This window comes from Pontiella desulfatans (assembly GCF_900890425.1).
Classification (GTDB): Bacteria; Verrucomicrobiota; Kiritimatiellia; order Kiritimatiellales; family Pontiellaceae; genus Pontiella; species Pontiella desulfatans.
Map to the genome: position 1 here is coordinate 1,026,378 of NZ_CAAHFG010000002.1, position 20,991 is coordinate 1,047,368.

The following is a 20,991-nucleotide window of genomic DNA, read 5'->3' on the forward strand; positions in this document are numbered from 1 at the left end:
GGCGTTTTTGCTAAAAGAGGAAATGCCGATGACGGTGAAAAACCAACTGGCCATCATGGCGCTTGCCGCGGTCGTACGGACGGCTGCGGCGGACGTGGTGAACGTACAGATCAAGGCCACGGCCAATACGGACTATGGCACCAATGCCGTTGCAACGTTGCTTTCGGAGGTGTTGACCGCGCCCGACGGGCGGGCCACCTATCAGGTTGCCTTCGAGGTCACCCCGCCGGCGGGGCGCAGCATCCGTAGCGGGGTTACGGGGACCGCGGGTTCCTCAACCGCACAAAGCTGGGGCGTGGGCCCTGAAAACACGCTGTTCAACGGGGACAATGATGACCGGGTGGAGCGCATCGGGAATCTGCAGATCACCAATTTCAATGCCAACGGAGGCGAACTGGACGCGGGCCACTTTTTCGGGTTGTCGTTCACGTCGGTTGAGCTGGCCAATGCGCAATCGGCCAACAAGGATGATGTGCTGGTGGTCTTGAACGGTTCCATGACCAACGACCTCGGCGATCTGGTTGCCAATCCCGAGTCGATCGACCTGGAGGCCTTGGCGGGCGTTCCGGTAACGGAATTCTCGTTGGCCAATGGCACAACCAACACGACCGACAAATGGTCGGTCAACCAGGTCGGGGTGTCGGTTGGCATTGCGTGGCGCGCCGACTGGATGCGCGGCGCGTGGGGCCTGAGCTGGGCGCCGGAGGGGATGTACAACGGCCGCAGTGAAACGTTGGTGGATGATTATGAAACCTTTCTCGAACAGATCGGCGGGTTGAAGACGATCGACTATGTCCAGCTGAACCTGGGCATGTCCTATATCTATTCCCCGGTCCACCTGGGGCCGCATGCGCTGCTGGAAAGTTTTTGGCGGGGCGACACCGATGCCGAGGGGAATCCCATCAACCTGGTTGTTCCGCGGGCCTCGTCCGGCGTGGATCCGCTCGGGGAGTGGGCGGCGGCCACGAAGGCGGCCGGACTGAAGGTTCAGGTCTATGTGAACAGTTCCCAGATGCTGCGGCGGGGGGATATTCCCAACCCGGCCGTCATTCCCGATATTACGGAACGCTGGACCACCTGGTGCGATACCAATGCGGCGGCGCAGGCGTTCATTGCGAGCCAGCCGTATCATACCGACGGCACGAACACGAACCGCCCCTACATGTTCTGCTATGCGGAGTTTGTGCTGAAGGAATATTCCCTTCGCTACGGGGAGCTGATCGATTCATACATCTTTGATTCGGGCTACATGCTGGGTAGCAATGGCGACAATGCCACCGGTGGTGTCGCCTCCGAACAACTGCTTTACAAGGCGTTTTCCGATGCGGCGCGCGCGGGCAATCCCAACGCAACGGTTTCCTACAACAACAGCCCCGAACGGGATACCGAAGTGCTCAATCCCTTTTCGGAGGCGGTTCATTTCGAAGACTACATGTTCGGCCATCCCTACAACGGCGGGAACAACATCGGAAGCCACACCATCGGGGATCCGCCGCTCTACGACCGGAACTATGCGCACATCCAGAAGATGACCGAGACCGGCGGCAATGTGCACGAGGGCGAGCTGACGCACGACTGGCTTTGGGACGACCGGGTGGTCGGCCATTTCTATCCGCCCATGAGCACCACGGCGTGGAATGCGGGGCAAACCCCGGCGCTGACGGATGCCGAATTCCTGCTGTGGAACCTGGAGGCGATGCAGGCCGGCGGTGCCATCTCCTGGGGCGCCCCGCTGAATTGGCCGCCCGGCAATGGCGTCAGCCTGCTCATTCGGGATTGGGGCATGGACCAGCTGGCCCTGATGGATGCCCATCTTTGCACCAACGAAGTGCCCGGGGCCCCGCAATGGGCGCGGCAGCATACCCCGTTGCCGGACGCAACCATCGGGCAGGCCTATTTCCATGTCCTTACCGAAGGCGTGCATTTCTGGGATCCGGAAGGCGATGCCGTCACGAATGTGTCGTTTGCCTCCGCTGCGGGCGGACCTTCGTCGTGGATGACGATTGCGGAAATGCCGGGGAACCCGGGAAGCTGGCAACTGACGGGGATCCCGACCGAGGCCGCCGCAACGGAATATGAATTCAGGCTCCGGATTGAAGATGCATCCGGCGGAACCGAGCGGAAGGTTCGGCTGGGCGTCAACGCGCCCCCCGCGTTTTTGGATGGACCGGAGGGGTATCCCGTGTGGGCGGCCGATCCGCTGGAGCTCCCGGATGCCGTGGTTCATGAAGCCTATGCCCAGGTGTTGATCCAGGGGCTGGATTTCCAGGATTTTGAAGAGACCAACCTGGACGTTTCAAAAATCGGCGGAGCCGGTTGGCTTTCCCTTGCCGAAGCGGCGCCGGGCTGGTGGCGGTTGTCGGGGGTTCCTTCCCCTGCGGATGCCGGCCTCGAAACGGTGGAGCTGCGGGTTAGCGATGGAACCAACGCAACGGACTGCACCCTCGTCTTCACCGTTGAGCCGGCCGTGGACAAGGCGTCGATCCTGGCCGCGGCAAACCAGAATTATGGAACCGATGCCGTCGCCACCATGCTCTCGGATGTTCAAACGGCCTACGACGGGCTGGCCACCTTCCAGTTTGCCGTCGATGTGGTTCCTGGGGCTGGAACCGCCATCCGCAGCGGAAATGGAGGCGGGGCCACAACGAGCCAAAGCTGGGGCATTTTTTCCTCCGGCGAGACGGACAATGCCCGGTTTATTTTCAATGGGGATGAAGCGGAATTCGTGGAGAGCATTGGGAATCTGCGGCTGGTCAACTTCGCTGACGGCGGGGGCCGCCTGTCCGCCGGGGATATCCGGAACGTGTCCTTCGAGTCCATCACCATTGCCGATGCCCAGTCCGGCGGCAAGGATTCGCTTTATGTGACGGTGGGGTCGGTCAGCAATAACCTGGGTGACCTGGGGAGCAATATCCATGTGGTCAATCTGGAAGCACTATCGGGGGGATCTGCCCCGGTAACTGCGTTTGCGCTCGGAACGAGCACGACCAACGCGCTGAATAAATGGTCGGTCAATAGCATCGAGGTGAACTATTCGGTTCTGGGGCCCGAAACCTATTCCACCTGGGCCTACGACCATGGGCTGGTGGGGGGCCACGGCGCACCCGGTTCCGATTCGGGCGACCTCGACGGCTACGCCAACCTCGCCGAATTTGCGTTGGGCATGGACCCGAATCTGGCGGATGCCGGAACCCGCGATTCCGCCGGCCTGGTGACCACCGGGGGGACGGGCTATGTCGAGTGGGTCTATCGCCGCCGTTCGGATCACGTTGCGCAAGGGTTGTCCTATCTGCTGATCGATTCCACGAATTTGGTCGGGCCCCGTTCCGGAACCAATGCCGCGGATCACATCCAGGTCGGCCCGGCGGTCGATGGCTACGAGCCGGTGACGAACCGCTATTCGACCGGCGAACCGGCGAAGTTCATCGAGTTCAGGATTCGGCAGGACTAAGCCGCCGATCCCGCAGGAAACGGGATGGATGGAATCCCAGAATATTGGGATATGCAGCTTTCCGTGGTTTGTTAAATTGCTTCAACAATCGGGGTAAGGCGTGCGCTTTGCCGGCAGGATGGTTCAAGTTGTAATTGGAGGAAAAAAAGATGAAGACCGGACTCAAATCAATCACCACCCTCATCGGCGCAGGGTGCGCCTGCATGATGGCGGCGCAGGCGGCAGTGGTTGCGACCAATCTTAACATTGCGGCGGCCGGAAGCTATCCGGGCGAAACCGTTATCACGACCGCGCAGGAATACAATGGCGCCACATTCGATATTAACTACACGCTCGGCTCGATTGCAAACGGCTCGAATTCGTTTGTCTATGCCACGGCTGCCGTGATGGGGGTTGGGTCGGATACCGATATCGCCAACCACTATTCCACCCTGGAGGGCGACGATGGCGAAGGCATGTCGTTCACCAGCCTCTCGATCTCCAACTTCAGCGCGGGTGCGAGCGGACTCGTGCTCGAAGACATCACCGATCTCGCCTTTGTCAGCTTCTCTGTCGGGGCGTCCGGCCACAACCCGGATGGCGTTACGATGTCGTTCACCGGCTTTACGAACAATACTTCCTCCATGAGCCTCACCGGCTTGGGGTTGAACTATACGGTCGACCTGACCGCTCGACCTAATTATCCCGTTGCGCCGTCTTTGGCGACCAACCTGTTCGTGAAGCCGAATAGTGCGAGCGGTTCCAATCGATGGAACGTCGACGGCGTCGGGGTGAGCTTTGTCGTGAGTACGGGGGCAAACGAGGCTCCTGAAGCGGACGCGCAAAGCCTGCAGACGCTGCCCGACACCGCCGTGGAGATCACGCTGAGCGGAAGCGATTTCGAGGGTAGCAACCTGACCTATGCCGTGAACGACTCGCTGCTCGTTGGATCGCTCACCGGCGCAACGAATAAATGGACCTACCTGCCAAGCCCCGGCTTTGAAGGCTTGGACAGCTTTACATTCACCGTCAACGACGGATCGTTGGATAGCGACCCGGCCACGGTTTCCATCACGGTGACGAATGAGCGGCCGGTCGCCACGCCGCAAGTTGTGGAGGCATTGCGTAACACCCCGCTCGCCATAGCATTGGCCGGCACCGATACGGACGGTCCCAGCAATCTGACCTATAACGTGGTTTCGGGCCCAACCTCGGGCGCGCTGAGCGGTACGGAACCGAACCTGACCTACACCCCGACGAATGGCTTTGCCGGAGTCGACGCCTTTACGTTCACGGTCTTCGACGGATTGAATGCCAGTGCCGAGGCAACCGTTACGATCAATGTGCTCAACAATCCTCCGGTTGCAGATTCGAAGATTCTGTTTACCCTGCCGGATACCGCTGTCGCGATCCTGCTTTCCGGAAGCGATCCGGAAGGAAGCGGTCTGGTGTTCAACGTGGATACCCTGCCGGCCAACGGAGCGCTGACCGGCACGGAACCGAACCTGACCTATACCCCGACCAACGGTTTCATCGGAACGGACAGCTTTACCTACTCCGCATATGATGGAGAAACCACCGGAGCCGTCGCCACGGTATCCATCTCGGTTTCAGCGGATGGGTTCAATCTTTCCTTCGAGGAGCTCGGTACGGCACTCTCGGGCAACACACTGAATGTCGGCGGCATCGCGGCGGACGTCGTTGGTGTTTCCACGAATCTTGATTATCTCTATTCGGTTTCCTTTGCCGGAGCCGACCTCGACGGGGATGCGGCCAACGATGAAGTGACCTTCGATGTGCGCGTCAAGGCCTGGACCAATGGCGTGACGGATCTGGGCTTCGACGACGGATCATCAAACCTCTCCACCAACGTGGCCAGCGCAACGGTTGGTACGTCCAATATTGCCGTCAACCTGGCGAATGGAAACTTCACGACGCTTGGCAATACCATGCCCGACGGCTCAACCCTGGAATTCACGATTGAAAACGTTGCCGTATCCCTGACGGACGCAACCAAGACCGGCAGTGCCGTTTCAACCGGCTTCAACGCCGTTCTGTTGTCGGAAATCAATAATGGCAACTCCCACCAGACGATCTTCGGCGAAGGCACGGGATTGCTGGGTTGGATGTGGAGTACCCCCGACCAATTCCCTGTTTCGGGCATCGATGTTGGTGCGGGGCCGCTCTATGTCTCTTCGGGCGCCACGACCAATGCCACCGCGACGCGACCGTTTAACTGGGGCGTCAGGGAGCTCGACTTCGGCATCCAGGTCACGGTGGTTTCGGCGGCCATTCCGGCGGTCTCCATCGATGTGTCCGGTGGCGATCTGGTGTTCGCCTGGGAAGGCGGCGGCACCTACGACGTACTGACCAATGCCAACCTCATGTTCCCGAACTGGGGCGTTGCCGTTCCGGGTGCATCGTCACCGGTAACCAACGCCGTCGGCAGCGAACCCGTGCTGTTCTTCAAACTAGACTAATCAGAGGGTTAAGTACGGACAGGCCTGCCCGGTTGTTCTCCAACTGGGCAGGCTTTTAATTAGGATTGAAGGAAGCAATGAAACAAACGGTAAAACGAATTGTGCTGGCGGGTGCGATGTCCGCTTTTGCATGGGCGGCATTCGGAGCGAAGCCACCCAATATCATTTTCATCTTCGCGGATGACTGGGGCTATGGCGACATGGGGAAGCACGGCAGCACCTTCTGCCAAACCCCGAACCTCGACCGCATGGCGGAGGAGGGAATCGATTTCGCGAACTTCACCGTCAACAGCCCGGTCTGCTCCCCGAGCCGGGTGGCGGTCATGACCGGCCAGTTCCCGGCGCGGCATTCGATCCACCAGCATTTCCAGGGCATCAAGGCCCATATTAAACGGGGCATGGCCGATTGGCTCGACCCGCAGGCGCCGATGCTGCCGCGCATGCTCAAGGAGGCCGGTTATGCGACCGGCCATTTCGGGAAGTGGCATCTCGGCAGCGTGGGCGATTCGCCGACGGAAGAGGCCTATGGCTACGACCGGTTCGCCACGTTCAACGGCTCGGGAAAAAATGAAATTGCCAAGGGCGGTTCGGAGTCGGTGGATCATGCGGAGACCTTCATCCGCGAGTTTAAAGACCAACCGTTTTTCATCAACCTGTGGCTGCATGAGGCGCATACGCCGCACCTGCCGCAGGATCGGTTCATGGAACAGTTCAAGCAGCTTGGCGAGGCCGAGCAGGTTTATGCGTCGATCATCGCCGAAGGCGACGAGGCCATCGGGCGCATCATGAAATTGCTGAAGGAACTGGGCATTGACGAAAACACCTTGGTGGTCTTCTCCACCGACAATGGCCCGGAGCACTCGGACAATGAAAAAGACCACAAGGGGCAGGGCCTCGGTAAATTCTATTCCGTCGGGGAGACCGGCGGGCTGAAAGGGGAAAAACGCTCGCTTTTTGCGGGGGGAATCCGCGTGCCCTTCGTCGTCCGCTGGCCTGCGGTGGTGCCGAAGGGAAAGACCGATGCAACCTCGGTCATCACCGCTGTTGATCTGCTGCCGACGTTTCTTGAGGCCGCCGGTGTTGCGCTGCCGCCAGGCTACAGGCCGGATGGCGAAAGCGCCTTGGCCGCCTTCAAAGGAGAGGTGTTTACGCGAACCAAGCCGATCTTCTGGGAATGGCGGGGCGGGGACAACGGGGACCATACCTGGCCCTCCCTCGGGATCCGGGATGGGAAGTGGAAACTGCTGGTCAATGCGGCAACGCGCCAGATGGAGTTGTATGATCTGGAGAGCGACTGGGCGGAGCAAAACGATGTTGCCGCCGACTTTCCGGAAGTGGTTCGGAACCTGTCCGTGAAGCTCGAGGCCTGGAAAAAGGAGCTGCCCACCGAACCGGGTGCAAGCGCGTTGTCCAAGGCCCGCTCGAAGAAGAAATAGGGGCCAGGCCATCCCTAATTATAGGGATGCACGGGGGCTGGAGAATGGCCTACGCTGTTGGGGCATGAAGAAAAGGTGATGCGGTTGAGAACGGCATGCTTTTGCGATGGATTTATTTTTGGAGACAAGGATGCAGGGAATGAAGGCGTTGAAGTTGGTTTTGCTGGGTGGTTTGCTGTCGGGCATGTGGTGCGAACGGGTTGGAGGCATCGAAGTGTCTTCCTTTTGCCAGGCCCAGGTGCCCGGGGAATATGTGCTGGAGGCCGAAGAAGGCACCTGGACTTGGGGCATGGCGCCGATCTACGATGAAGCAGGAAAGCTGCACATATTCAATTCCATCATTCCCAGGAGCGGCAGCTGGATCAAAAACAGTCGGATTGCGCATTGGGTCGCCGACCGGCCGGAAGGCCCGTACACCTTTCTGGGCAACGTGTTTGCAAGCGACGACGCCAGCTATCATAACCCGCAAATCTCCAAAGTGGGCGACACCTATGTCCTGGTCTTTCTGCTGAACCGGCACCGCGACGAAAACGGCTCGAAACAGGAGGTCGGGATTGCCACGGCCAAGTCGCCGGATGGGCCGTGGACGGAAAGTCCATTGAACCCGATCATTCCCGCGGCCGGGGTGTTGAATGGCTACCAGATCGTCCATGCCTCGAATCCAACCTTTGTCGTGACCCCGGAAGGAACGTTCCGGATTTATTACAAAACGATGACGGATGCATTACCCATAAAGAAGGGTTTCCGTGAAATTGCGTTTGCCGAAAGCGACACCATCGAAGGCCCCTATGTGAACTATGCGCACAACCCGGTCATCAGTTATGCGGATAAGCAACTCGACATCGAAGATCCCTATGCCTTCTACTACAACGGAATGTACTACATGATCGTTGAAGATCGCCAGGGGGTGAAGAATATGCTGGAAGGCAACCCAATTCCGGCCGGACAGCTCAAGAAGGGCGGATATCGCCCGGGCCTGATCTACCAGTCCAAGGACGGGATTGATTGGGGGGAGCCGAAGGTCGGCTACCTGACCAACGAGATGTATTTCGGACATAAACTTGCGCGCAGCGAACGACCGAGCATCCTGTGGAAGGACGGCAAGCCGGAATGCCTCTTCCTGGCCTGCCACGATGAAAAACCGTCTGCCGGATATTTTGTGAGAATCAATAACTGGAATGGGGAATAGATGAATCAAAAACCGATGTTGACCGCTCTATTGCTTGCCGCGTGCGCCGCCGCAAGCCTCGTGGAAGCCAAGCCGTTGGCGGGGAGCCGCCCCAACATTATTCTGGTGATGACCGACGACCAGGGGATGGGCGACCTGTCCTGCATGGGCAACGAGGTGGTCAAGACCCCGCACATCGACCGCTTCCACGACCAGGCCGTGCGCTTCCGCGACTTCCAGGTCAGCCCAACCTGCGCACCGACGCGCTCCGCGATCATGAGCGGGCGCGCACCATTTAAAAACGGGGTGACGCACACGATCTTCCAGCGCGAGCGGATGGCGCTCGATGCCTTCACGATGCCGCAGGCGCTGCAGGGCGCAGGCTACACGACCGGCATCTTCGGAAAGTGGCACCTCGGCGACGAGGAGGCCTACCTGCCCGGCAGTCGCGGATTCGACGAGGTGCTGATCCACGGGGCCGGCGGGATCGGGCAGACGCGGTTTGGCGACTTCCCCGCGAACGAGGAAAACCTCTATTTCGACAACGTCCTGCTGCATAACGACACCATCGTTAAAACCAAGGGCTTTTGCACCGACCTGTTTTTTCAATCCGGCCTGGCCTGGATCAAGAAGCAGCACGAAGCCGGGAAACCCTTCTTTGCCTACATCTCCCTGAATGCCCCGCACGCGCCGCTGGTCGCTCCCGAAAAATATACGAAGCGGTTTGTCGAACTCGGCTACGATGCCGGAACCGCCGGGCGCTACGGCATGGTGGAAAACATCGACGATAATTTTGGCCGGTTGCTGGAAAAGCTGGCCGAATGGAAGGCGCAGGAAAACACGCTGGTGATCTTCATGACGGATAACGGCGCCACCCATTTGAGCGGGAAGCTGAACGGCGAGAAGATTAAGCACTTCAACGCCAACCTGAAGGGCGCAAAGAATTCGCCGAATGAAGGCGGAACGCATGTCCCCGCCTTCTGGCAGTGGAAGGGGGTTCTGGGCGAGGGGGTGGATGTTCAAGCCCTGACGGCGCACATCGACCTTTACAAAACCTTCTGCGAGTTGGCGGGAGCCAAGCTTCCGGCCAAGATGCAGGAGCTGGATGGCCGGTCGCTCCTGCCTTTGCTCAAGGATCCCGCGGCGCAGTGGCCCGATCGCGAACTGTTTGTGCACTGCGGGCGCTGGAACCCCGGCAAGCGCGATGAGGCCAAGTTCCAGAAGTGCGCCGTGCGCACCGCGCGCTGGCGCTTTGTGAACAACCGGAACCTTTATGATATTTCCAAGGACCCCTGCGAAACGACCGATGTGGCCGACGCGCACCCCGAAGTGGTTTCCAAGTTGCGCGAATCCTTCGACCAATGGTGGGAGTCGGTGCTGCCCAAGATGGTCAACGAAGACCTGCCGAAGGTGGCCCCCGAAGACCAGCCGCTGGCCATCCGCTACAACCAGCAACTGAAGGAAAAGGGCATTCCCGATTGGGCGCCCGAAGCATTCTAATAGGCAATTAACTTGAAGAGTCTCACCACAGAGCGCACGGAGGCACAGAGCAACCAATAGATCTGCCTCCCTCTGCGTCTCTGTGAACTCTGTGGTAAAAAATTAAAATCAGTTTAATTTGGTATAACCTGTGGAAAACCCGGAGAGAAAAATGAAAAACATCCTGCTACCCCTGTTCGTGCTCGCGGTGGGCACCCTGCCTTTGCAGGCGGCGGAAAAATCCCCGAACCAACCGAAGGGCAATGTGACGTTCGAATACCGCTTCGCCGATGGCCTGCAACAGACGCCCGACTCGCTGGCCCGCCAGGAGCTGTGGTTCCGCGATGCCAAGTTCGGCGCGTTCATCCACTTCGGCGCCTATTCGGCCCTCGAGGGGGAATACAAAGGGCGCGGCAATGGCTTCCGCTATTCCGAGTGGATCCAGATTTCCGCCCAGATGTCTTCCGCCGAATACCACCAGGTGGCCGCCGCCTTTAATCCGGTGGAGTTCAATGCCGACGAGTGGGCCCAGACCTTCAAGGCGTGCGGCATCCGCTACGTGGTCATCACCTCCAAGCACCACGATGGCTTTGCGCTCTTCAAATCGATGGTCAGCGACTACAACATTGTCGACTACACCCCGTTCAAGCGCGACATCATCAAGGAGCTCAGCGAGGCGTGCCATCGCCAGGGCATGAAGTTCGGCGTCTACTATTCGCACGCGCAGGACTGGGACGAACCCGATGCCCCGTACCTGAACAAGCGTTGCAAGCGCAGTGTTCTGCATCCGGACCTTCCGGCGGATTTCGAACCCGACATGGACCGCTACATCATGAAGAAGAGCCTGCCGCAGGTGGAGGAGCTGGTGAAAAACTATGAGTTGGATCTGATCTGGTTCGATACACCGGTGGGGATGAACATGGAACGCGCCAAGCTGTTCAGCGACATGGTGCGGAAACACCGTCCGGACTGCCTGATCAATTCCCGCCTGATCCACCGCGGCAAAGGGAAGATCGAGCCGCAATACCTGCCGCTCTACGACTATGTTTCGATCGGCGATAAGGAGGTGCCCACCAAGAAGCTGCCGCTCTACGTCGAGTCGCCGGACAGCGTCAGCTCCTCCTTCGGCTACAAAACCAAAGGGAACTGCTACTACCATACGGAAAAGGAGATGGTTGAACGCTTCGTCCATACGGTTTGCGCCGGCGGCAATGCGCTGATCAACAACGGTCCGATGGGCAACGGAAGGCTCGATCCCGAAGCGGTCCGCATCTACGGCGCCATGGGCCAGTGGCTCAAGGTCAACGGCGAATCCATCTATGGAACCGTCCGCAATCCGTTGGATGAACGGCCGGAGTGGGGCGACCTCTCCGCCAGCAAGGACGGCAAGACCGTATACCTGCATATCCTCGAATGGCCGGGGTCTGGAACGGTCTCCGTGAAGGGGCTCACCGCAACGGCCGCAACCTATCTCTCCAACGGCGAACCGGCGGCCTTTGAGCAAGAGGGCGATGTCCTTAAAATCAAACTGCCCGCCAAACCGCTGGATGAATACGACACGGTGGTCAAAGTCCAATTGTAGAAAGGGATGCGTATGAAAAGAAAAAACATGATGCTGATGGCCCTGGTGGCTGGAACCATGGTTGGGCCTGCATTTTCCAAGGTGGGGGGAAAACCCAACGTCGTGATCGTTATTACCGACGACCAGGGCTACGGCGATCTGGCCTTCACCGGAAACCCCGCCATCAAAACCCCGACGATCGACCGGTTGCGCGAACAGGGGACCCTGCTCAACAACTTCCATGTGGATCCCACCTGCGCGCCGACCCGCTCCGCGCTGATGACCGGCCGCTATTCCGACCGCGTCGGTGTCTGGCACACGGTTCAGGGGCGCAGCATGCTGCGTCGCCGCGAAACGACCATGGCCGATATTTTCGGGCAGAACGGCTATGCCACGGGCATGTTCGGCAAATGGCACCTGGGCGACTGCTATCCCTATCGTCCCGAAGACCGCGGCTTCCAGCACAGCATCTACCACCAGGCAGGCGGCGTTGGCCAGGCGCCCGACTATTGGGGCAACGACTATTTCGACGACACCTATGTCGTCAACGGCGAGCTGCGCCGCTTCGAAGGCTTCTGCACCGATGTCTGGTTCGACGAGGGCATGAAGTTTATCCAGGCGAACAAGGAAAAGCCGTTCTTTGCCTACATTGCGCTCAACGCCCCGCATAAGCCGCTCTACTGCCCGCTGGAATACAGCAACCCCTACGAAAACAACCCGAAGGTTTCCTATCCCGAGTTCTATGGCATGATTGCCAACATCGATGACAACCTCGCCAAGCTGATGGCCATGCTCGATGCCGAAGGCTTGGCGGAAAACACCATCCTTGTTTTCATGACCGACAACGGCACGGCGGCCGGGCTGGCGGAGGGCCGCGGCTTCGACGGCGGCATGCGCGGCCAGAAAAACTCGGAATACGATGGCGGCCATCGCGTCCCCTTCATCATTCGCTGGCCCGACGGAAAGATTGAAGCCGGAAAATCCATCGAGCGCCTAACCGCGCACATCGACATTCTCCCCACCTTCATCGACCTGTGCGGCCTGACCGCGCCGAAGACCGCATACGACGGCAGCAGCCTGCGCGAGCTGCTCTATGCCGATGGAGCAACCTGGCCGGATCGGGCGCTCGTGGTTGAGACCCAACGCGTGGTCGATCCCATCAAATGGCGCCGGTGCGCCGTGATGACCGACCGGTGGCGCCTGGTGAACGACGACAACGGCCAGGGGCTTTTCGATCTCAAGGCCGATCCCCGGCAGGCGACCGATGTTTCCGCGGAACACCCTGAAGTGGTGGAGCGCCTGCGCGGCGCATACGATGCCTTTTGGAGCGATGTCTCGCAGGAACATGATTTGACCAGCTACATGGTCATCGGCTCCGACAAGTCCCCGGTTGTGAAACTGAGTTCGCACGACTGGCTGATCGACAAACTCCCGCCGTGGAACCAGGACCACATCAAGAACGGCGATGTTGCCGAGGTGTCCCACTGGGCCATCGAAGTCGAACGCGATGGCGACTACGAGATCTCGCTGCGCCGCTGGCCGGTCGAGGCCGACAAGGGCATCAACGATGGAACCTATGGCAAGGCGTTCAACTACCAGCAGGCGCGGATGCGCATCGGCGAGGTTGACGAGACCCAGGCCATCCCCGCCGGGGCCAAGGAGGTCACGTTCAAGGTTTCCTTGAAGAAGGGCATCACCCAGCTCGCCCCGGTCTTCATCGGGCCCGAACTGACGGCCACGCCGTACTACGCCTATGTGACGCACAAGCCGAAACCCGGTTGGCAGACGCCGCAGGGCATGGGTGTTCCCGTCTACGATCCGGCCTATGGACGCGTCCCGCCGCAGCTTAACAAAAAACGGGTTAAGGCGATTGAGTAGCTCGCATATCCGATGCGAGTTCCGTGTGCAGGGTACGCGGATCGGATATCCGCGCTACGTTGCTCCTGCCAAAGAAATGAGTTGAGAATGAAACGAACCACCTTGCTTGCCGCAGCTTTACTGTCTGCCGCTGTAGTTAATGCGGAAAAGAGACCGAACATCGTCTATCTGATGTCCGACGACCAAAGTTCCTATACCATGGGGTGCTACGGCAACGCGGACGTGCAGACGCCCAACCTCGACCGGCTCGCGGCCGACGGCATGGTCTTCGACAACCATTACGACACGACCGCCATCTGCATGGCCTCGCGCGCCACCGTCATGGCCGGCATGTATGAATACAAGACCGGCTGCAACTTCAAGCATGGCGAGATGTTGACCGCCACCTGGAAAAAAACCTATCCCATGCTACTGCGCGAGGCGGGCTACATGACCGCCTTCGCCGGCAAGTTCGGATTCGAGCTCAGGGATACGCCGGAGGGGAAAAAGCGGGAACTGCCCGCCGCCGATTTCGACCGGTGGGGCGGAGGCCCGGGGCAGACGTTTTATGAAACGGCGAAAAACAAATCGATGGCCGCCTATGCGGAGGCCTATCCGCACTCCACGCTCTCCTACGGCGCGTTCGGGCGCGACTTCATCCGCGATGCCGCCAAGGCCGGAAAGCCGTTCTGCCTGTCGATCAGTTTCAAGGCCGCGCACCGGCCCACGACGCCCGATCCGAAGTTCGATGCGGTGTATGCCGGCAAGACCTTCAGGAAACCGGAAAACTATGGGCGTGGAAACGGCGCGCATTTTTCGAAGCAGAGCAAGCAGGGGCGCCAGTATGTCCGTTTCGAGGAGTGGGACTACGACAAGGATTATGACGGCGTCATGGCCACCTACCATCAGCAGGTCTATGGAATCGATGTCGCCGTCGGGATGATTGTGGATGCGTTGAAGGAGCAGGGGGTTGCGGATAATACCGTGATCATCTACACCTCCGACAACGGCTTTTTCTGCGGCTCCCACGGCCTGGGTTCGAAGGTGCTGCCCTACGAGGAGGCCTCGCGCGTCCCGATGATCATCCATGATCCGCGCCACCCGAACTCCGGAAAGAAGCTGCGCTCCGATGCACTGACCGGCAACATCGATTTTGCGCCGACCCTGCTCAAGCTGGCCGGACTTCCTGTTCCTGCAACCATGGATGGCGCCGACCTGATGAAGCTCTACGGGAATCCAAAGGCGTCGATCCATGAATCGCTCGCGCTGATCAATGTCTATAACCAATCCGGCCCGCCCGTCACGCACGCCATGGCGGTGGTGACCCGGGAGATGAAATATATCTATTGGGGCTATGCGGCCGAGGGATTCGAGGTGGCCGAGGAGCTCTACCATCTCGGCAAGGACCCGCACGAGCTGGTCAACCAGGCCGGCAACCCCGAATACAGCGCCGCCCTGCAGCAGATGCGCCAGACCTACGATAAGCATCTCGGCCATTGGAAGGCCGAGGCGGTGCCATACAACAACTACCAGCCCTACGGAACCCTCTTCGACCGCAATGTCGGATGGGACGATAAAGCACCGCTGCTACCCAAGCTGAAAAACAAATAACCGGGGGTGTCATGAAACGGTTGATGGTTACCATATTGGTTCTCTCTGCGGCAACCGGGTGCTTCGCGGAAGTGCTCTGGGACGCCCAATGCTTTCGCGATGTGATCTATAAGCAGGTCGATGGGCGAAAGCTTACGCTGGATATCTATATGCCGCCCGGACAGCCATCCGCAAAGGCGCCGGTGCTGTATTATGTGCACGGCGGCGGTTGGGCGGCCGGCAGCAAGGACAAGGGCGGCCTTCCGCTGATGCGGCCGGTGTTCCTGCAGGTCGCCGAAAAAGGGTTTGTTTGCGTCTCCATCAATTACCGGCTCTATAAGAAAACCAATGGCGTGTTGATGCGCGACTGCGTGACGGATGCGATGGACGGTCTGCGGTTCCTGAAAAAGAACGCGGTTGCGTATGGGCTCGATCCAGGGCGCATCGTGGTTTGGGGCGATTCGGCCGGAGGCCAGCTTGCGCAGATGCTGGCCCTGGCCGATCCGAAAACCTTTGCCGGGGATGAAGCCCTGGTGGGTTATGATGCGAAACCCCTTGCGGGGATTTCCTGGTATGGCCCGACGGACTTCACCGACGTCGAGCTCTTCAAGACCGATCTTTCGGATAAGGATCCGGACCGCTTTGGTTTCAGGATTACGGGAAAGGAAGGCGGGTTCGCGGAATTTCCCGAGGCGTACAAGGAGATGAGCCCGTATTACTGGATCAAGAAGGATAGCCCGCCGTTGCTGTTGATGCAGGGCGATGCGGATGCAACGATTCCCTACGCGCATGCCCCGCACCTGAAGAAGAAGGCCGATCAAATCGGCGCGGAGGTTGAAGTGGTGGTGGTCGAAAAGGCCGGGCACAACTGGCGCAAGGCCGGCGGGGATCCGGAACCCGGCCTGGAGGAAATCCAGCGCATCACCGCAGACTATGCCGCTAGGCAGGCCCTTGAATGACGGGCAACAGAGGGTTAAGCAATCAAAGAACGGGGCGGCGGCTAACGATCGAATGGAATGGGTTATTAACGGGAGTACGGATGAATAGGTTTATGTTGAATTTGACGGTCATGTCGCTTTTGCTAAGCGTGGCGGGCTATGCGGATTTCACGGTTCCGGTGGCAAAGGGATTGGTACTGGATCTGAATGCCGATGTCGGCCTGGCCCTTGAGGATGAGGTGATGGTGACCAGCTGGACGAATCAGGCACCCAACCCGAAGGCGCTCGCTTTTGCGTGTACCGAAGAGGGGCGCACCCAGACCATTGTTTCACAGAAGGAGACGGGCACCGGTCGCCCGACCCTCAAAAAGAATGCAACTCAAGTCAACGGTCATAGCAGCCTCGTGTTTAGGGAGGATGAATTGATCAACGACAATGACGAGGCGTTTCACGGTATGATAACCGGTGGCGGATATACGTGGTTCGCGGTCATCAAACCCTATAAACAAGGCGGCCCCGGAAAGATCAACTCCGGCTATCCGAACGCCTTTTTTGGCTGTCTTCGAAATACCGGGAAGCCGCAGTTGGAACCGGGGCAATACGCCGGCTTCTGGGGCTCGTTCTATCCCGACGGCCGCGTTTATATGGGCTCGCGCAATGGATTGGGCGAGAGGGTGCGCGATGGGGTGAATACGCCTGAAGTCGCCGCACCCCCTCCGGCGGTAGACGAGTGGCACATCATCATGGGCCGGCAGGGTTCCGGGCAGGGCGTTGTTCAATTGGAGCTCTTTGTCAACAACCCCTCCGAGGCGGTTAATTCCCATGATTATCCCGTCGGAAATGTTGAACCCAGCCGGATGGCCATCGGTACCGAACGCAATGCGATCAACCACATGGGAAAAGAGTCGTTCGATGGAGAGCTGGCCCGCCTGTTGATGTTTGAGACCGCATTGGACCAACAGGAGATGCGGACGGTATACGGTTATTTGAAGAAGCTCTATTTCAAGTAGGGGATCGTGAAGTTGAAATCGTTGCATTTGATTTTATTGGGTATGCTGTTGTTGGTTTCGGTCGGCGGTTTTGCCGCACCACCACCGGCTGATTTCTATCTGTCGCCAAACGGATCCGATGCGTGGTCCGGCACGCTGGCCGAACCCAATGCGCAGGGAACCGATGGCCCGTTCGCCACGTTGGAGCGGGCGCGCGATGCGGTTCGGACATTGAAGAAAAGCACGTCGGCGGATATCGAGGTGTTGGTTCGCGAGGGCACCTACCTCCTGGAAAAAACGGTGGTGTTCGGGCTGGAGGATTCCGGGGACGACACGCGGTCGATTACCTACGCGGCCTATCCCGGTGAAACGCCGGTTTTCAGCTCGGGGCGGGAAATCAAGGGATGGAAAAAAGTGTCCGGCCGGCTGCCCGGTCTGCCGAAGGCGGCACAGGGCCAGGTTTGGGCGGCGAAGGTTGCGGGCCGGTTCTTCACGCTCTACGATTCGGAAGGCATGCTGCCCCGTGCAAAGTCGGCCGGATTCATTTCGCTGAAGGGCGGAAGCCGCAACACGCTGCATTTTCCCGAGGGCAAATTGAAGGACTGGACGAATGTGGAGGATGTGGAAATCATTATCCGTCCGCACCATGCCTGGATTGTGAATGTTCTTCCGTTGGTCTCGGTTGATGAAAAGGAACAAATGGCGCATACGGCCATTGATGCAACCTATGCCATGAACCCGCTCCATTTCCTGAAGAAAACGGAAAACTGCTGGGTGGAAAATGTGCTGGAGGAACTCGACGAACCGGGCGAATGGGTGCTGAACACGAAGGAGGGCGTCGTCTATCTTTGGCCCCGCGGCAAGACCCCGGTGCTGGCGCCCCGCTTGATCGAGTATATCCGGGTCGAGGGACAGGTGGATGTCGCCGGCCCAAAGGATGTGCCGGTGCAAAACCTCCGCTTCCGGGGGCTGACCTTTACGCACGGCGATCGCTATACGGTGGCGGAGGACGATGCGGGCATCCAACACGATTGGGATTTCCTGGATAAGGCCAATGCCTTGCTGCGCCTGCGCGGCACCGAGCATTGTGCCGTTGAGCGTTGCCATTTCACCCAAAGCGGCAGCAGCGCCATCCGGGTGGACCTGCACGGCCGCAATACCACGATCTCCGGCAACCATATCGAACATATGGGGGCCGCCGGCATCGTGCTCGCGGGATATGGCCCGGGAACAAAGGACGTGAACGGCAACAATCTCGTCTACAACAACCAGGTCCACCATACGGGCCGGATCTATTCGCACTCGGCCGGCATCCTCGTTTGGCAGAGCGGCGGAAACCGCGTGGCGAACAACCTGGTTCATCACACGCCCTATACCGGGATCATTCTCTCGGGGTGCATGACGGACTTTTTCAATAAAAGGGGGCGGGAGCTCGGTAGAACCCTCCGGCTGAATGAAATCGGCGACTTGCCCAAAAAACTGGATATCGAGGACGTGCGCCCCTTCCTTCATTCCCACGACAACCTCATCGAATATAACGAGATCCACCACGCCATGGAAATGCTCGGCGATGGCAATGCCTTCTACATCCGCGGGGCCGGGGCCGGCAATGTTTTCCGCCGAAACTATGTGCACCACCTGGTTGCCCCCATGATCATGCAGTGCGGCATCCGCACGGACGGCGGGCAACGCGATACCCTCTTCGCCGAAAACCTGATCTACAAATGTTCCTCGCAAGGGATCATGGCCAAGTTGAATACGCGCGTGGAGAACAACATTGTGGCCGATGTGCTCGTGGCGAGCCTTGGCGACATGGAACGGTCCTACTATCTTTCCGTGCGCGAAGGCCCCATGACCGGCGCCTCCATCAAGCGGAATATCTTCTATGCTTCCGGACCGGATTGCACCTTCATCCATGAGCTGCAGTCCAAGGCCGGGGCAACGGAGGATAGCCGGGGCCGCCAGGTTGCGCGTTCAAGTGAAGCCGATACCGACTACAACCTATACTTTTGCGCGGCGGATCCCTCCCTCGGAAAAGACATGCTGGAAAAACAGCAAGGCGACGGCGTGGATGCAAACAGCAAAGCCATCGACCCGCTCTTCGTCGATCCGGCAAACGGCGACTTCAGGTTCAAGCCCAACTCGCCCGCGCTGGAAATGGGCATCGTCCCGATCGACCTTTCAAAGATCGGCCTGCGGAATCCGCCCGACTAATCGCGTTGCACGAATCATAGGAACTTAACTTGAATGGTTTCTCACCACAGAGGACACGGAGGCTCAGAGAAATAGTGCAATCCCGCTCCTCTGTGCCTCAGTGCCCTCTGTGGTAAATAAACGAATCAGTTTAATTTGGTATGAGCTCTCTGTGGTGAAAGAAAATTTGGCAGGGCAATGCGAACGGTTGGGTAATACAGAGGAGGAACTTGCAAAACCTCTGGTTTTGCCGTTCCAGTTATCAGGTACTGGGTATTGGTTATCAGGACAAGTCATGCGCAACCAGCGGTTTCGCCCAATAACCAATAACCAATAACTTTTAACAAAAAACCGCCTCGCAAACTCGAAGGGGTTTGCAAGAGGCTCAGAGTACTATGGTGTTTTCTGTTTCTTTTCGTAGGCTTCCTGCTCACGGCGGCTGGCGGCTTCGTCGGCCGGCGTCCAGCCGGATTTGAAGGCGGGTTCCGGAACCGATGCCTCCCACTTGATGTATTGGTTGCGCAGGCGTTCGACGATCTCGGGATACTGTTCGGCAAGGTTGTTCTTTTCGCCGATGTCCTGTTCCAGGTCGTAGAGGGTGGTCTCCTTGCGGTTGCGGTTTTCGATCCATTTGTACGTTCCGTGACGCAGCGCGAGGTCGGTCATGTGGTCGCGCCGCCAAAGCAGCATGCGCTGTGCATCGACGGTTTTATCTGCAGTGGTCAGATAGGGAAGCAGGTCGATGCCGTCGGCCTCCTTGACCGGCTCGGTTCCGGCGGCGGCGGCGAAGGTCGGCACGAGGTCGAGGCTGCTAACGATGTCGTCGCGCACCTGCCCGGCGGGGATGGTGCCCGGCCATTGGATGAAGAAGGGCACGCGCACACCGCCTTCCCAGACGGAGCCTTTCTTGTCGCGCAGCGGGCCGTTGTCGGACCCGTTCTTGTAGGTGGGGCCGCCGTTGTCGCTGAGAAAGACGACGAGGGTGTTGTTGCGCAGGCCGCGCTCGTCGAGGCATTGGAGGACGCGCCCCACGTTTTCGTCGAGCGAGTGCATCATGGCGGCATAGATCTGCCGCTTGGGGTTCTTGATGTCCTTGTAGCGTTCGATGTGCTCCGGCTTGGCGTGCATGGGGGCGTGCGGCGCGGTGTAGGAGAGGTACATGAAGAACGGCTGCCCCGGCGGATTCGCTTCGAGGATTGCGATGGCCTTATCGGTGAAGAAGTCGGTGAGGTAGCCTTCGAATTCAACCTGCTGGCCGTTGAGCTCGATGCGGTTGACGCTGTTGGGCTTGTCGTTGTTTTTCGGATCCCAGAAATAGGAGCGGGAGCCTCCGCGCAGCCCGCAGAACCCATCGAAGCCCCGGTTGGTGGGGTAGTGCTTGTCCAGTTTGCCGAGATGCCACTTGCCGATGCAGGAGGTGGCGTAGCCCGCGCGCTTGAGCATGCCGGCCATGGTTTCGAGCGAGGGGTCGAGCCCGTCTTCGCCTTCGGGCAGGTTGGCCTCGAAGCCGATGCCGATGCGGCCGCTGAGCAACCCGGCGCGCGACGGTGCGCAGACCGAGTTGCTGACATAGCCCTGCTTGAAGCGGACGCCGCCCTTCGCGATGGAGTCGATGTTCGGCGTCTTGAACTGGGTGCAGCCCTGCACGCCGAGGTCGGCATAGCCCAGGTCGTCCGCGAGAATCAGCAGAATATTGGGCGTTCCGGCGAGGGCCGTGCCCGCAAGGAGGAGCGTTGCAAACAAGGTTCGAATCATGGTTTTTCCTTTGTGCTACTATCTTTCAATTTCTGTTTTACTGGCAATTTACCACCACCCGCTGCGCTAGAGGGCTCCGAGGCTCAGAGGGTTGGGAGGCTCTGTGTCTCGGAGT

At 59.1% G+C, this 20,991-nt stretch carries 12 protein-coding genes; 11 read left to right on the plus strand and 1 reads right to left on the minus strand.

The features are described from left to right. Window positions 1-28: 28 nt before the first annotated feature. From E9954_RS19805 to E9954_RS19855, 11 genes are all read left to right on the plus strand, one after another. Complete coding sequence (locus E9954_RS19805; RefSeq protein ID WP_136081010.1) at window positions 29-3,451, plus strand: hypothetical protein; 3,423 nt, start codon at window positions 29-31, stop codon at window positions 3,449-3,451. A 149-nt stretch (window positions 3,452-3,600) separates the two neighbouring features. Further along, window positions 3,601-5,910 carry an Ig-like domain-containing protein gene (locus E9954_RS19810; RefSeq protein WP_136081011.1) on the plus strand — a complete coding sequence of 770 codons (2,310 nt, stop codon included), beginning with the start codon at window positions 3,601-3,603 and terminating at the stop codon, window positions 5,908-5,910. 77 nt (window positions 5,911-5,987) lie between these two features. Beyond that, window positions 5,988-7,346 carry a sulfatase family protein gene (locus E9954_RS19815; protein ID WP_168442427.1) on the plus strand — a complete coding sequence of 453 codons (1,359 nt, stop codon included), beginning with the start codon at window positions 5,988-5,990 and terminating at the stop codon, window positions 7,344-7,346. Between the two features lie 139 nt (window positions 7,347-7,485). Continuing rightward, the gene (locus E9954_RS19820; RefSeq protein WP_136081012.1) at window positions 7,486-8,535 is read left to right on the plus strand and encodes a glycoside hydrolase family protein; all 1,050 of its coding nucleotides are present in this window, start codon (window positions 7,486-7,488) and stop codon (window positions 8,533-8,535) included. Next, entirely contained in the window at window positions 8,536-10,014 is a 1,479-nt protein-coding gene (locus E9954_RS19825) for an arylsulfatase (protein WP_222847251.1), read from the plus strand. It begins immediately after the preceding gene. A 151-nt stretch (window positions 10,015-10,165) separates the two neighbouring features. Then, a complete protein-coding gene (locus tag E9954_RS19830) occupies window positions 10,166-11,575 on the plus strand; it encodes an alpha-L-fucosidase (RefSeq protein ID WP_136081013.1) in 1,410 nt (469 codons plus the stop codon). Window positions 11,576-11,587: 12 nt separating this feature from the next. Beyond that, window positions 11,588-13,432: an arylsulfatase gene (locus tag E9954_RS19835; RefSeq protein WP_222847252.1), complete on the plus strand. Its 1,845-nt coding sequence runs from the start codon at window positions 11,588-11,590 to the stop codon at window positions 13,430-13,432. 87 nt (window positions 13,433-13,519) lie between these two features. Further along, complete coding sequence (locus E9954_RS19840) at window positions 13,520-15,022, plus strand: sulfatase family protein (RefSeq protein ID WP_136081014.1); 1,503 nt, start codon at window positions 13,520-13,522, stop codon at window positions 15,020-15,022. An 11-nt stretch (window positions 15,023-15,033) separates the two neighbouring features. After that, entirely contained in the window at window positions 15,034-15,960 is a 927-nt protein-coding gene (locus tag E9954_RS19845; protein ID WP_136081015.1) for an alpha/beta hydrolase, read from the plus strand. Window positions 15,961-16,040: 80 nt separating this feature from the next. After that, on the plus strand, window positions 16,041-16,949 hold the full coding sequence (locus E9954_RS19850; RefSeq protein WP_136081016.1) for a hypothetical protein: 909 nt from the start codon (window positions 16,041-16,043) through the stop codon (window positions 16,947-16,949). Window positions 16,950-16,991: 42 nt separating this feature from the next. Further along, window positions 16,992-19,142 carry a right-handed parallel beta-helix repeat-containing protein gene (locus E9954_RS19855; protein ID WP_136081270.1) on the plus strand — a complete coding sequence of 717 codons (2,151 nt, stop codon included), beginning with the start codon at window positions 16,992-16,994 and terminating at the stop codon, window positions 19,140-19,142. Between the two features lie 372 nt (window positions 19,143-19,514). On the opposite strand, the gene E9954_RS19860 is transcribed toward E9954_RS19855, so the two are convergent. Continuing rightward, the gene (locus tag E9954_RS19860) at window positions 19,515-20,876 is read right to left on the minus strand and encodes a sulfatase (RefSeq protein WP_136081017.1); all 1,362 of its coding nucleotides are present in this window, start codon (window positions 20,874-20,876) and stop codon (window positions 19,515-19,517) included. Between the last annotated feature and the right edge of the window lie 115 nt (window positions 20,877-20,991).

Bases quoted from the DNA above. Each gene is read 5' to 3' on its own strand.
- E9954_RS19825 (WP_222847251.1), top strand. From the start codon at position 8,536: ATGAATCAAAAACCGATGTTGACCGCTCTATTGCTTGCCGCGTGCGCC.
- E9954_RS19860 (WP_136081017.1), bottom strand. From the start codon at position 20,876: ATGATTCGAACCTTGTTTGCAACGCTCCTCCTTGCGGGCACGGCCCTC.
- E9954_RS19840 (WP_136081014.1), top strand. From the start codon at position 13,520: ATGAAACGAACCACCTTGCTTGCCGCAGCTTTACTGTCTGCCGCTGTA.
- E9954_RS19815 (WP_168442427.1), top strand. From the start codon at position 5,988: ATGAAACAAACGGTAAAACGAATTGTGCTGGCGGGTGCGATGTCCGCT.
- E9954_RS19810 (WP_136081011.1), top strand. From the start codon at position 3,601: ATGAAGACCGGACTCAAATCAATCACCACCCTCATCGGCGCAGGGTGC.
- E9954_RS19820 (WP_136081012.1), top strand. From the start codon at position 7,486: ATGAAGGCGTTGAAGTTGGTTTTGCTGGGTGGTTTGCTGTCGGGCATG.
- E9954_RS19850 (WP_136081016.1), top strand. From the start codon at position 16,041: ATGAATAGGTTTATGTTGAATTTGACGGTCATGTCGCTTTTGCTAAGC.
- E9954_RS19805 (WP_136081010.1), top strand. From the start codon at position 29: ATGACGGTGAAAAACCAACTGGCCATCATGGCGCTTGCCGCGGTCGTA.
- E9954_RS19830 (WP_136081013.1), top strand. From the start codon at position 10,166: ATGAAAAACATCCTGCTACCCCTGTTCGTGCTCGCGGTGGGCACCCTG.
- E9954_RS19855 (WP_136081270.1), top strand. From the start codon at position 16,992: ATGCTGTTGTTGGTTTCGGTCGGCGGTTTTGCCGCACCACCACCGGCT.
- E9954_RS19835 (WP_222847252.1), top strand. From the start codon at position 11,588: ATGAAAAGAAAAAACATGATGCTGATGGCCCTGGTGGCTGGAACCATG.
- E9954_RS19845 (WP_136081015.1), top strand. From the start codon at position 15,034: ATGAAACGGTTGATGGTTACCATATTGGTTCTCTCTGCGGCAACCGGG.